Source organism: Caballeronia sordidicola, assembly GCF_000729995.1.
GTDB classification, from domain to species: Bacteria; Pseudomonadota; Gammaproteobacteria; order Burkholderiales; family Burkholderiaceae; genus Caballeronia; species Caballeronia sordidicola_A.
In genome coordinates this window covers 271,507-283,808 of sequence record NZ_JNFG01000199.1, presented here as the reverse complement: position 1 = coordinate 283,808, position 12,302 = coordinate 271,507, and the positions used below count along the sequence as shown (strand labels likewise).

General features: G+C 59.6%; 9 protein-coding genes and 3 pseudogenes. 7 read left to right on the top strand and 5 right to left on the bottom strand.

What is annotated here, in order from left to right; translation table 11 throughout:
• Positions 1–208: 208 nt before the first annotated feature.
• The 3 genes and pseudogenes from FH08_RS0135995 to FH08_RS0135985 form a co-directional block, all read right to left on the bottom strand.
• Positions 209–892 (bottom strand): glutathione S-transferase family protein, encoded by a 684-nt coding sequence (locus tag FH08_RS0135995; protein ID WP_200878840.1) that lies wholly within the window; start codon positions 890–892, stop codon positions 209–211.
• Between the two features lie 159 nt (positions 893–1,051).
• Positions 1,052–1,288, bottom strand: a pseudogene (locus tag FH08_RS50860) (glutathione S-transferase family protein); the annotation flags it as partial.
• A 55-nt stretch (positions 1,289–1,343) separates the two neighbouring features.
• Positions 1,344–2,285 (bottom strand): alpha/beta fold hydrolase, encoded by a 942-nt coding sequence (locus FH08_RS0135985; RefSeq protein ID WP_031362983.1) that lies wholly within the window; start codon positions 2,283–2,285, stop codon positions 1,344–1,346.
• 182 nt (positions 2,286–2,467) lie between these two features.
• Here FH08_RS0135985 and FH08_RS0135980 point away from each other — a divergent pair, with 182 nt between their 5' ends.
• Both FH08_RS0135980 and FH08_RS0135975 read left to right on the top strand, forming a co-directional pair.
• Positions 2,468–3,385 (top strand): LysR family transcriptional regulator, encoded by a 918-nt coding sequence (locus FH08_RS0135980; protein ID WP_031362982.1) that lies wholly within the window; start codon positions 2,468–2,470, stop codon positions 3,383–3,385.
• 345 nt (positions 3,386–3,730) lie between these two features.
• The gene (locus FH08_RS0135975) at positions 3,731–5,395 is read left to right on the top strand and encodes an FAD-dependent oxidoreductase (RefSeq protein ID WP_031362981.1); all 1,665 of its coding nucleotides are present in this window, start codon (positions 3,731–3,733) and stop codon (positions 5,393–5,395) included.
• A 244-nt stretch (positions 5,396–5,639) separates the two neighbouring features.
• Here the strand turns inward: FH08_RS0135975 and FH08_RS0135970 are convergent, their stop codons facing one another.
• Positions 5,640–6,599 (bottom strand): cupin domain-containing protein, encoded by a 960-nt coding sequence (locus tag FH08_RS0135970; RefSeq protein WP_031362980.1) that lies wholly within the window; start codon positions 6,597–6,599, stop codon positions 5,640–5,642.
• A gap of 316 nt (positions 6,600–6,915) precedes the next feature.
• Here FH08_RS0135970 and FH08_RS0135965 point away from each other — a divergent pair, with 316 nt between their 5' ends.
• The 3 genes and pseudogenes from FH08_RS0135965 to FH08_RS54210 form a co-directional block, all read left to right on the top strand.
• Positions 6,916–7,455, top strand: a complete 540-nt coding sequence (locus FH08_RS0135965) for a carboxymuconolactone decarboxylase family protein (RefSeq protein WP_031362979.1) — start codon at positions 6,916–6,918, stop codon at positions 7,453–7,455.
• Between the two features lie 151 nt (positions 7,456–7,606).
• The gene (locus FH08_RS0135960; protein WP_031362978.1) at positions 7,607–9,007 is read left to right on the top strand and encodes an FAD-dependent oxidoreductase; all 1,401 of its coding nucleotides are present in this window, start codon (positions 7,607–7,609) and stop codon (positions 9,005–9,007) included.
• 151 nt (positions 9,008–9,158) lie between these two features.
• A pseudogene (locus tag FH08_RS54210) lies at positions 9,159–9,416 on the top strand (hypothetical protein); the annotation flags it as partial.
• A gap of 345 nt (positions 9,417–9,761) precedes the next feature.
• Here the strand turns inward: FH08_RS54210 and FH08_RS0135950 are convergent.
• The gene (locus FH08_RS0135950; RefSeq protein WP_031362976.1) at positions 9,762–11,093 is read right to left on the bottom strand and encodes a PLP-dependent aminotransferase family protein; all 1,332 of its coding nucleotides are present in this window, start codon (positions 11,091–11,093) and stop codon (positions 9,762–9,764) included.
• A gap of 88 nt (positions 11,094–11,181) precedes the next feature.
• On the opposite strand from FH08_RS0135950, the gene FH08_RS0135945 reads away from it, so the two are divergent.
• Together FH08_RS0135945 and FH08_RS53725 are read left to right on the top strand one after the other, a co-directional pair.
• Positions 11,182–11,778, top strand: a complete 597-nt coding sequence (locus FH08_RS0135945) for a DJ-1/PfpI family protein (protein ID WP_031362975.1) — start codon at positions 11,182–11,184, stop codon at positions 11,776–11,778.
• A 153-nt stretch (positions 11,779–11,931) separates the two neighbouring features.
• Positions 11,932–12,138 (top strand): annotated as a pseudogene (locus FH08_RS53725) (epoxide hydrolase); the annotation flags it as partial.
• Between the last annotated feature and the right edge of the window lie 164 nt (positions 12,139–12,302).

The following is a 12,302-nucleotide window of genomic DNA, read 5'->3' as shown; positions in this document are numbered from 1 at the left end:
CGTATCACGTGATCATCGCCCTCAGGTCGCCGACGGCCAGCGCCACGTTATGCAGCCGCAGACCGTGCGCGGGCGGGGGAGTGGGATGAACTCTGTACATGACGGTTGCTCCTATCCGTGCACGAGCCATACCGTTGCGCGTCATCGATTCAGGATTCAGGGCTGGCCACCCGCAGGTGACCAGCCCGGGTCGTGCTGCGAGTCGCGTTTAGACTGCCAGCGACGCGTTTTGCGGGAACAGCGCTCGACGGGTTTCCTCGTCGAACTCCGCTTTCAGTGTGAGCTTTTCCTTTAGCGCCTGGGCTCGTGCTGCGGCCGGGCGTGCGGAGATTTCTTCGACCAGATGCTTGACGTGCGGATAATCGGTGAGGCCTTTCTCGCCGAGGATGTAGCCCGCGAAATTGGCCCAGCCCCACAGCGCCATATCGGCGATCGAGTAGGTGTCGCCCGCCAGATACTTCGACGCAGCGAGACGCTCGTTGAGAATGCGGTAGTGACGCTCGACTTCCTTCAGGTATCGGTTGCGTGCATACGGCAGGGGTTCCGGCGCGTGGTGCTGGAAGTGCACCGCCTGGCCCGAAAACGGCGACAGGCCGGTTGCGACGAACATCAGCCATGACAGCATTTGCGCATGTTGCGATGGCGTGGACGGCACGAACTTGCCATGCTTCGTGCCCAGGTGCAGCAGGATTGCGTGGGAATCGAATACGGCGATGCCGTTGTCCAGGATAGCCGGCACCTTACCGTTCGGGTTGATCTTCAGAAACTCGGGCTTATGTTGCTCGCCCTTGAACGTATCGACGGCCACGAGTTCGAACGGCGTTTGCAGTTCTTCGAGCATGAGCGCGACTTTCAACGGATTCGGCGACGGATGGAAGTAAAATTGAATCATGGTATTTCCTTGGGGATAAGACGAGGCGGATCATGGCCACGTCGGATGGTGCGTGGCCAATCTTTGGTTTGGCGCGTGCCTCAGATCGCGCCATCAGATGAATTAACGCAGGAAGCGGGTTAGCGCCGCGCGGGTGGCAATCAGGCGCTACCTTTCAGCTCATGAACGCTGTGGCGTGAAGCCTGTGAGCCGTGCGCGGTTGTGCGGCGCGGAGAAATCAAGCACGGGGCCAAGCGGCACGATGCCGGCCGGATTGATCCCGCGATGGCTCTCGTAATAGTGCCGTTTGATGTGCTCGAGATTGACCGTGTCCGCCACACCGGGAAGCTGATAAATCTCGCGTGTGTAGGCCGAGAGATTCGGGTAGTCGGCGATCTGGCGCAGGTTGCACTTGAAGGGCTACTCCTTGTGTTGCGACGCGTCTCGTGTGAGCGGGGCGGTCGTGAACGGTTTATTTCGGCGATGGCGTATTGATGAACTGAACGATAGCCGGGATGGTTTGTTCGGACGCTTCTTCCATTAGCCAGTGTCCCGAACCCTGGATGACGATGCCCTGCACATTCGTATCGACGAGACGCGCCTGGTTGATCAGGAAGGTACCCGAGGCCTTTTCTCCGGTCAGCACCAGCATCGGTATCGTCAGCGGTGTTTTCGCGAACTCTGCAAAGTCTTGGGCGTCTTGCGGGAACGCACGGAAGTACTCGAACCCCGCGCGCATCCGCCCTGGCTGGGCGTAAGTCGCGGCATACAGTTCACGATCGGCCTCCGGCATCGAGTGCTTGGGATCTGCTGCGAAGTCGTTCCAGAAGTGTTCGAAGTAAATCCGCTCACGTCCCTCAACCAGCTTCAACGGCGTCTCCCCGTAAAAGTTGTAGTGCCACTTGTCGCGCAATAGCCATACCTTCTGCCAGTCGCCCACGCCGGGCAGGAAAGCATCCATCAGTGTGATGCTTTCGACCTCGTCCGGATACTGGGCAGCATACGCATAGGCCACCATCAGCCCGATATCGTGTCCGACGATCTTCACCTTGCGATAACCGAGCGCGTGAACCATTGCGTGAATATCCTGCGCCATGGTCTTCTTGTCGTAGCCGGTTTCCGGCATGCTTGAAGCACCGGCGCCGGGCAGATCAGGCGCAATGACGACGCGCCGGTCGTCGAGTTGCTGGATCAGCGGCAACCACATATGACTGGATTCCGCGTAGCCGTGCAGCAGCACGACGGGTGTGCCGGACCCATGCCCGGCTTCCACGTAGTGCAGTTCGACACCGTTCGTATTGATCGAATGATCCTTGATGCGCGGGCTCGTTGCGGCATGTGCCGCGGCTTGCAACGCTCCAGCAACCACAAGCGCGGCGCCGAGTTGACGTGCGACCTTACGGATAATTCTCATGACTTTCTCCGGTGATGAACCGTTGCGCTCCCGCCATGCTTTGAACCTGGTGCGGTGCGTCCGACGCCAGCGTCGGGATCCTGTGCGTACTGAATGGTTTCAGATCGCGTAGTGATATGGTGGACTGCAGGTATCCATTTGCCGTACGATTTTCCCGATGAACACGTTCGACGGAGTTGCACATGCTCTCTGAAGAAGAACTAGGATTGCTCAACGCGATTCGCGAAACCGGCAGCCTGTCGCGTGCAGCGGCCCGGCTAGGCAAGGCGCCGTCGACGGTGTCCCATGCGGCAAGACAACTTGAAACACGTTTCGACGCATTGCTGTTCGATCGCCGTCGTTACCGGCTGCAGCTCACCCCGGCGGGAAATCTGCTGACGGAAGAGGCGGGCCGGCTGATGCAAGACATGTCGCGCATGATGCAACGCGTGCGGCAGATCGCTAGTGGCTGGGAGGATCGCTTGTGGATCGTCAGTGACGAAATCCTCGAGTTCGAACTGTTGGTACCGGTGATCCGCGCATTCGATGCACTGGAGTCCGGGGTCAAGTTGCGTATGACGAATGAAGTGCTGGGCGGGACATGGGAGGCGCTGCGTGATGGACGGGCCGATCTCATCGTCGGCGCGACCAACGAACCGCCGGCCATTCCTGGCCTGCGCTGGTTCGAACTCGGCGTGATGGAGTGGGTGTTTGCGGTATCGCCGCGCCATCCACTGGCGGCTGCCAAAGGTCTGCTGAAACGTGAAACCATCTCGGCGCATCGTGCCGTGGTGGTTGCCGATTCGGCGCGTACGACGGCGGGGCGGGTGTATGGGCTCGTCGGCGGCCAGGCTTCGCTGGCGGTACCCAGCATGCGCGCCAAGATACTCGCGCAGCGCAATGGTCTGGGCGTCGGCTGGTTGCCGCGGCATCGGGTCGCCGGGTTGCTCAAACGTGGCGAACTGGTGGAAAAGACCACGATCGATCCGCGTGAACCCAACGTGTTGTACGTCGCGTGGCGTGGCGATCAGGAAGGTCGCGCGCTGCAGTGGTGGCTGGAACAACTGCGCCAACCACGGCTAGCCAAGCGGTTGGTGCGAGGTATCGATCTGTTTTTGTGAGTCTGCTTTTTATTTATTATTTTATAATACGTCATCCTGATTGATGGCCACGGCGCAGCGGTGCAGTGGCGTGGCACGCGCGACTGCCTCTTGTACGATTCAGCGTCTGCCATGCGAAACACGAGGGCTGCGATTGTCGTAGTTCAAAGACAAGTGCAAGTGTCCGGTCACAGTCAAAGTTGAGATATCCTGCTTGATTGGTTGCCAGAATCCTGAAAGAGATACCGCGATATATGGTCAGCGGGGAGAGCGGCTCGATCGCGTGTTGCAACCGGAGATATCATATCCCCAGTGGATGCAGCAGTTCCACGACAGGGATCACGTCTCAACTTGATGGAATCCGCCATGAGCAAAGACTCTTCAGGTAAGCCCAACGAGCTGTCGTCAGGCGGCAGCCGCTACCATCAGGTATATCCCACGCTGGACGAAAGGCAACTGGCGATATTGGAGCGATACGGCGAGCGACGCAAGCTCAAAACCAACGACATCCTCTACTCTGAAGGCGACCGGCACACCGCAATGTTCGCCGTTCTCTCCGGAACGATCGAGGTGATCCGAGCGTCCGTTCAGGGCCCCCGATTACTGGGCACACATGGCCCCGGCAGTTTCACCGGTGAGGTTGCCACGCTCGCCGGCCGGGCTGCGGTCGCAACAACACGCGTCGTCTCCGATTGTGAGGTCATTGTCATTGATGAGGAATCGCTGCGCGCGCTCGTGATCGCTGAAGCGGAGTTGAGCGAAACCATCATGCGGGCCTATATCTTGCGCCGCGTCGCTTTCATCCAGGGCCAACACGTAGGCCTGGTGGTGATTGGGAGTACGTCCTCGGCCCCAACACTACGCCTGCGCCACTTCCTGAGCCGCAACGGTGAGCCCTCGGCCTACTTCGATATCGTTGAACACGCAGAGGCCATGGAACTCCTGATGCACTATGGCGCAACCGAAGCCGACATTCCGGTTGTGATCACGTTGCAAGGCGTGGTGCTGAGGCAACCCAGCCACCGGGCCGTCGCGGACGCAATCGGTCTGAGTCCGGACAGGCTCAATGGCGAGCACTTTGATCTCGTGGTGGTGGGCGCGGGGCCCGCGGGGCTCGCGGCCGCGGTGTATGCCGCATCGGAGGGATTGAAGGTGGCGGTTCTGGATGCCAAGGCGCCGGGGGGCCAGGCCGGCACCAGCTCGAAGATCGAGAATTACTTTGGCTTTCCGACTGGCATATCGGGGCAGGCGCTAGCCGGCCGCGGCCTGTCTCAATGTCGTAAGTTCGGCGCCGAGGTCGGCGTGCCCATCGAGGCGTTGACGATCGACTGCACGGACGCGTCGTTTCACATGGGCCTGGATCAGGACGAGTGTGTTTACGCTCGCGCTGTCGTCATTGCCACCGGTGCGCGCTATCGGAAGCCGGACCTTCCCCGTCTCGAGCATTTCGAGGGGCGCGGCATCTACTACAGTGCGACATTCATGGAGGGGGCGTTCTGCAAAAACGAAGAGCTGATTGTAGTGGGCGGCGGGAATTCGGCCGGACAGGCTGTGGTATTTCTTGCGAGGTTCGCGCGTCATGTCCACGTCGTTATTCGCGGCGACGGACTCAGTGCGAGCATGTCGGATTATTTGATCAGGCGCATCAACGCGACGACCAACATCACGCTTCACACGCGGACACAGATCGTCGAGTTATGCGGCGAGTCGAAACTTGAGGCAATAAAGTGGGACCGGCAGGGGCAGGTCGAACAGAAGCCCATCCAGCACGTTTTCCTTTTTCTGGGAGCCCAGCCCAACACCCGGTGGCTTGGCGATTGTGTCGCCCTGGACAAGGATGGGTTTGTGCTGACCGGTGCCGATACGGGCGACAGCTGGCAAGCGGAGCGCCCGCCGCATGATCTGGAGACAAGCAGGCCCGGTGTGTTTGCTGCCGGTGACGTGCGGAGCGGCTCCGTCAAGAGAGTGGCGGCTGCTGTGGGAGAGGGGGCAGCCGCCATTCAGGCCATTCACCAATATCTTGCAAGGTGAGGGTGAGGTGGGTCGAGCCTTTGTCATACGCTCGCTCATCGCATAATCAACCGGTTCGCCGCTGGACAGGTCTTTCAGGCCAGGCGGCAATCCGGTCGGCCCGTAGCGTTAGCGTACGACCCCCCTTTCTCGAGAACACCCCGTATACATCGCTGTGGATAACGAGCAGGTAGAGAAGCTGCGCGAATTAGATGGAACGATTAGAGCGTACGAACCGGGATTGCTTCGGCGCGATGCCACGCCGTCATGCGTGGAGATTTCCGCCGGACGAGCGCCAACGCGCTGGCGAAACACCGATATGACGCTTGAAAACGCGTTGAAACGCCGCATTCGATTGATAGCCTACCGCCTCACCGATCTCAGCGACCGGCGTGGCGGTATGCAACAGCATTCGGCCCGCGATGGTCATTCGAACCTCAGTCAGGACATCCGACGCCGAGCGGCCGATGCCCTCCTGAAACTGACGTATGAAAGTCGCTCGGGACATATTGCAAAGCCCCGATAGCTGATCCAGGGTCCAAGGCTCACCCGGTGTTTCAAACATCGCGGATATCGCAGGTTGCAAACGAGGCCGCCTCGAGAGCGCGAGCAAACCATGCGGCGGCTCAGTACCTTCGGCGGCGAAACGCAACGTCAGTGCGAACAACGCCGCCGACAGGTGATTGACGAACATCTCGCTGCCAGGGCCGGGATCGTTGGCCTCCTCGTACATCAGTTCGATCAGTTGCCTCAGGCGGGTGCGGACAATGGATTGCGCCGAACCCTCGACGTCGTTACCTGGTTCGGGCAATGCGCTATGCACAACCAGGCGGCCTGGCAGATGGTCGCGTAACAGCCCGTCTGGAACTGCACCGAGCAGAAACCGTCCGCATAGGAAGTCAGCTTTTTCGCCTGTCCGGTCGTTCTCAAAGATAATCAGCGACGCCTTCCGGCTCCTGGTTTCCGGCGCCGCTGTTTCCCCGCTACCGTCATGAATAAGATGGGCGTTGCCCGCTGGAAACAGGATGATGTCGCCTGCTGTCAACCGTTCGGGCGGACCGTTCTCGTCTTCGAGAATGGCATGGCCGGACAACAGGATGTGGTAGGGGATTTCTCGCACGCCAGAGACGGCCTGATCGATTTTCCACGGCGCACCGAAAACACAGCGCAGCTCCAGCTGCCCTGTGACGGGTATCAGTGAAAGCAGTCGACTTAGCAGATCCATGTGAACCGGGTGAGCATGTTTTCGCGTCGTTCTGGACTAAGTACCAACGCATGCCAAGCGGAGCGTCGACGCAAACAATGACGTCGGATTCTACTTGGTTAATGCGCGGCTCTCATTGGTAACTTCGTACTGCGCTGCCCGACGGACCCGTCACACCGTTTGAGATCATCGTTGAAGCGTTTCGACGAGCAGAGTTATTTAAGCGGAGATTGTTTGATACTTTTGAGCATAATAATGGCAATATTTAGTATCGTAAATATCACTCGTGGAATCTAAAGTGGAGGCTCTTAATCACCACCTCTGAAGGAGTCCCACCATGAGCCGCATCACTTTCCCCGCTATCGCCACCGCCACCGGCGCCACCGCTGAGGTCTACGCGCAGGTCAAGAAGATCGCTGGGGGCACCGTGCCTAATCTCTTCGCGGCTGTCGGTCACGTGGCCCCGGAGACGCTCTCCGCCGTGCTGAACGCAGAAGGCGTGCTGGCAGTTGGAAGCCTGAGCAAACAGGATCTGGAAACCATCAAGCTGCTGGTCAGCGAGCAGACCGGCTGCGACTACTGCGTAGCTGCACACGCGATGCTGGGCAAGATGACAGGCCTGTCGACCGAGGCACTCAAGCAGATTCGCGCCGGGCAGGCCACCGGCGATGCCAGGCGCGACGCACTCGTGCACTTCGTGCTGAATTTGCAGAAGACGAGCGGCACGATCAGCGAGAACGAATTTGCCGCTATTCGCGCGGCAGGCTATACCGAGACGCAACTGGCTGAAATTTCGTTGGCCGTTGCCATGACGATTTTCACCAATACGTTCAACCGTATCAATGATACCGACGTCGATTTCCCGCCGGTCAAGTAACAGAAAACATCGCGCAGCGTGTAGTCCACGCGGTGGTTACACGCTCGCACCGCGCATGTAGGTGTTGTCACCATCACTGCCACAAGATCTGACACGCGATGAACGACGGCCGTGCCGGACTCAATAGACCTTTCCCCGATTGGAGGATGTTATGTCTCACGTTGAACATTTCGATACTGTGATCCTTGGCAGCGGCCAGGGCGGCAAACTTCTGGCATGGCACCTCGGGCGGTTGGGCCAGCGCGTGGCCGTCGTGGAACGACAGTGGGTGGGGGGATCATGCCCAGCCGTCGCATGCCTTCCCAGCAAGAACGAAATCTGGAGCGCACATGTTGCGCATGTGACGCGCCATGCTGCGGACTTCGGTACGGTCACGGGGCCCATCATCGTCGATATGGCAAAGGTTCGCGAGCGCAAGCGCGGCATGGTCGAGCGCGAGGTCACGGCTCACCTTGACGCCTATGCGGCGAGCGGCGCCGAACTGATCATGGGCAGCGGCAAGTTTGTCGGACCCAGGACGATCGAAGTTGAACTCAACGATGGCGGGAAGCGTACGGTTAGCGGCGACCAGGTTGTGGTCAATGTCGGAACCCACGCGGCCATTCCCGATATCCCGGGACTGCGCTCCGCTGAACCGTTGACCCACATTGGATCACTGGAGTTGGGCTACGTGCCGGAACATTTGGTGGTGTTGGGTGGGGGGTACGTTGGGATTGAGATGGCGCAGGCCTATCGTCGTTTCGGCAGCCGCGTAACAATTATCGAACGCGGGGAACGACTGATGATGCGTGAAGACGATGATGTCGCCGAAGTGATGCTCGCCATTTTGCGTGGAGAAGAAATTGACGTTATCTTGAACGCCGAAACGGTGAAGGTGGAAGGCCAGTCCGGATCGGGTGTCCGGGTTGTGCTGCATACTGATTCTGGCGAAAAGGTGATCGAAGGCAGCGACCTTCTCGTCGCGGCGGGGCGGGTTCCGAATACTGCGGGCATCGGTCTGGAAGCTGCCGGTATTGAGTTGAATGAACGGGGGTATATTCGTGTGAACGAGCGGTTGCAAACGGTCGCGCCTGGCGTCTGGGCGATAGGCGAAGCGGCGGGCAGTCCGCAGTTCACCCACGTGTCCGTCGACGACTTCCGAATCGTGCGCGACAACATGGCCGGCGCGGACCGCAGGACGACAGACCGGTTGATTCCGTACACGATGTTCACCGAACCGCCGTTAGCTCATGTGGGGTTGAGCGAACGCGAAGCGCAGCACAAGGGCATTGCGGTTCGTGTCGCGAAGCTGCCGATGACTAATGTGCTGCGAACCCTTGCGACCGATGAGACGCAGGGATTCATGAAGGTACTCGTCGGAGCGAAGGATGATCGCATTCTGGGCTTCACGATGATTGGCGCCGAAGCGGGTGAGGTGATGGCCGCGATGCAGACGGCTATATTGGGAGAGCTGCCCTATCAAAAGCTTCGCGATGCGGTGATTTCGCACCTGACTTATGCCGAAGGGCTTGGGCCGTTGTTGTCGAATGTACCAGCTCGGGCTGCAGGATAAGGTTTCGAACTGCACAATGTGCGCTTGATCTTCGGTAGACCAGATTAAATCTTGTATCGTTGTTTGAGTGAACGTTTCAACTCGCGACCAGATGGATCCTTGAGGCGGTCATGGCGCCTGGTTGCGAGACTTTTACCACACAGCGAGTACTTCACGTGGCATCGTTACTTCCGTCGAAGCGAGCGCGAAGAAGCACGGCATAATCCGGCAAACGCCTCGTGTGAGCATTTCCACCCGACTTATTGCACTCGCGAAGCGAACGTTGGGACGAAGCGACCTCAAGCAATTCACCGACTGGAATGACGGCCGGCCCGAGACTGAGCTCAATTTCAAATTCTATCGTCAGGCAACGAACAAGATCGCTGGTATCTCGGAAGAAGCCGCGGCGTTTCTCAGTGGATTCTTCTAGCGCAGTCGACTAGCGATAGAGGTCGGTCGGGTACGGTAGTTCGTCATCCGGCGAGACCCCGATGTTCGGACTGACCGTGTACTTCGGAGTTCGGCCAATTTCGGTCAGTCAACGCGGTTTCGTGGATCGTCGCCCATCGCTACTTAGCACGCACGGTAGTGGCGACTTAACGCCTCATGTTTTCGGGGATTTACTCGCCGCTGCAAGTGGGTGACTGTATCGGCCCATCACTCCAGGTGCACCCAATGCTCTGCGATCGCATCGATAGATTCGGTGCGCTGTCCGCAGCCTGCGGTACGAATTGCAAAACGTCGTTACTCGCGATGAATGTGTCCCTATCGGTGATCAGTAAGTCTGGTCCGCTATGACCCTGGCCACCGTTCCCAGGGATCGCTCGAGCGTGCTTAAGCTGACGGAACCAAGTGCCAACCGGATGGCGTGAGGCACATGCGCAGACGCTGAAAACGGATGGGCGGTCGACACTGAAATTCGCTCGCGACTCAACGCCATTGCGATTGCGTCCGCCCGCACCTCTTGAGCCAGAGGAAGCCAGAGAAAATACGACGCGGGATGGCCGACCCGTTTCAGGTCACCCAGCACGCGACCGGCGATATCCTGGCGAACCGCAGCATCCCGCCGTTTTTCAGCCTCTAGCATGGCGACGGTGCCGTCCTCGATCCAGCCGCACGCAATCGCCGTCATGGTCGCCGGGGTGTTCCAGGTTGTGGCCCGGATCATTCGTTCGAGCTTGGGAATCCATTCGGCCGGCGCATGGATGAAGCCGACGCGCAGCCCTGTCGAGACACTCTTCGACAGGCTCGATACATAGACTGTTATCTCCGGCGCAAGCGATGCGAGCGGCGGCGGTGCGGCCTGCGCGAGGAACGCGTAAGCCGCGTCCTCGATAAGCATCAGCCCATGCCGTCGTGCAATGGCGACGAGTTCCCGGCGCCGCGTCGCGCTCATCACCCAGCCGAGCGGATTGTGCAGCGTGGGCATCGCGTAGACAGCGCGCACTCGCCGCCGTTTGCAGAGCGTCGCCAACGCGTCCAGGTCCGGGCCGCTTCCTGCGGCTGGGATCGGTGCGAGTTCCAGGTGATTCGTCTCGGCGGCCAGTTTGAATCCTGGATAGGTCAATGCGTCCACGGCTACCACGTCGCCGGGCTCGAGCAACGCCATGGCGGTCGTCGTCAGTCCGTGCTGTGCGCCACTGACAAGCAAGGTGGTTTCGGCCGTTGCCTTCAGGCCCCGGCTGGCCAGGTGGTGTGCCACCGTCGCCCGCTCATGCTCGCGCCCGCCATGGGGCTGGTATCGAAGCATGGACTCAAGGTCGCCCGCTGCCGCGAGCTGGCGTAGCGCCGCCCTGAAGAGATCGGTCTGGTCCGGCAACGACGGATAGTTGAAGCTCAGATCGACCGTGTCCGCGCTCCACGCGGCAAGGTCATTGACTTGAGCGCGAGGCAGCGGCTCTTTGACGAAGGTGCCTCGGCCCGTTTCGCCACTGACCAGACCCATGACCTGCAGCTCGGCGTAGACCCGCGTCGCCGTGACCAGCGCAAGGCCTTCGCGAGCAGCCAGGTCGCGATGCGTCGGCAGACGCGTCCCGGGTCGCAGACGGCCTTCACGGATATCCGCCGCGAGGCGGTCGACCAGTTGTTTGTAGCGCCGATCAGGCATGCCAATGTATCCATGACAATTTTTTGATTGTATCGATTCTCGGTCTTACCATGGCGCAACACAAGCTCTCCACTCACACGAGGACGCCATGCACATCGCCATCCTGACATTCGAAGGCTTCAACGAACTCGATTCACTCATTGCTCTGAACATTCTTGCCAGGGTCAAAAGGCCCGGCTGGCGTGTTTCGGTTGCGAGTCCTGCGCAGCGCGTGCGCTCGATGAATGGCGTGGTGCTGGAGGCGCAAGCGTCTCTGCAGGACGCATGTGACGCGGATGCGGTGCTGGTGGGTAGCGGAATACGAACCCGGGACGTCGTCGCCGATACGGATTTGATGTCGCGAATCAGGCTCGACCCGACTCGCCAGCTGCTGGGCGCGCAATGCTCGGGCACCCTGATTCTCGCAAAACTCGGGCTGCTGGATGGCGTGCCTGCGTGCACGGATTCGACGACCAAGCCATGGGTCGAGGCGGCCGGCGTCGCGGTGCTTAACCAGCCATTCGTGGCCAGGCAGAATGTCGCGACCGCAGGAGGATGCCTGTCGTCGCAGTATCTGGCTGCCTGGGTGATCGCGCGTCTGGAGGGTGTCGAGGCTGCGCGCAGCGCGATTCATTACGTGGCGCCTGTGGGGGAAAAGGAGGCTTACGTGACGCGCGCGGTGGCGAACATTTCGCCATTTCTTTAAGGCAATCGAGTCGCTGCCTGCGATATGCGCTGCGCAACTCTCGACCGCGTCGGTCAGGATCGTGATGCGATCGGACACACCGGGCGCCGCCTCCTGAGAAGGCAATACGTCTCATGGGCTGTAGCGCGAGCGCCTCCGTTCACGCGGGCCAATTATTCGGAAAACAACGCGAACAATTTCAATGCGGTCGATATCTCGATTCCGGCGGCAGTCACGGTGTTTCCGGGCGAGATCTACCAGGCGCCTCGTACCTGGACGGAGCGCAGTTACCACCGCCTGATCTACTTCGACGAAGTGAGCAAAGGTGGACACTTTGCAGCGTGGGAACAGCCCCAGCTTTTCGCGCAAGAGCTTAGGGCTGTGGTCAAGAACTTTGCGCTAAGGTGTTCTGATTACTTTTGCCTGTCTGAGCGCCGGATTGATCGCCACCTGACACGCAGCGTCGATCCGCCTCTGCTGGGAAAGCGAATGTCTGCTTTTTCGGCCCGGTCATTCTGTTTGTTGGACTACGTACGAATACGAAT

Bases quoted from the DNA above. Each gene is read 5' to 3' on its own strand.
- FH08_RS0135995 (WP_200878840.1), bottom strand. From the start codon at position 892: ATGATTCAATTTTACTTCCATCCGTCGCCGAATCCGTTGAAAGTCGCG.
- FH08_RS0135985 (WP_031362983.1), bottom strand. From the start codon at position 2,285: ATGAGAATTATCCGTAAGGTCGCACGTCAACTCGGCGCCGCGCTTGTG.
- FH08_RS0135980 (WP_031362982.1), top strand. From the start codon at position 2,468: ATGCTCTCTGAAGAAGAACTAGGATTGCTCAACGCGATTCGCGAAACC.
- FH08_RS0135975 (WP_031362981.1), top strand. From the start codon at position 3,731: ATGAGCAAAGACTCTTCAGGTAAGCCCAACGAGCTGTCGTCAGGCGGC.
- FH08_RS0135970 (WP_031362980.1), bottom strand. From the start codon at position 6,599: ATGGATCTGCTAAGTCGACTGCTTTCACTGATACCCGTCACAGGGCAG.
- FH08_RS0135965 (WP_031362979.1), top strand. From the start codon at position 6,916: ATGAGCCGCATCACTTTCCCCGCTATCGCCACCGCCACCGGCGCCACC.
- FH08_RS0135960 (WP_031362978.1), top strand. From the start codon at position 7,607: ATGTCTCACGTTGAACATTTCGATACTGTGATCCTTGGCAGCGGCCAG.
- FH08_RS0135950 (WP_031362976.1), bottom strand. From the start codon at position 11,093: ATGCCTGATCGGCGCTACAAACAACTGGTCGACCGCCTCGCGGCGGAT.
- FH08_RS0135945 (WP_031362975.1), top strand. From the start codon at position 11,182: ATGCACATCGCCATCCTGACATTCGAAGGCTTCAACGAACTCGATTCA.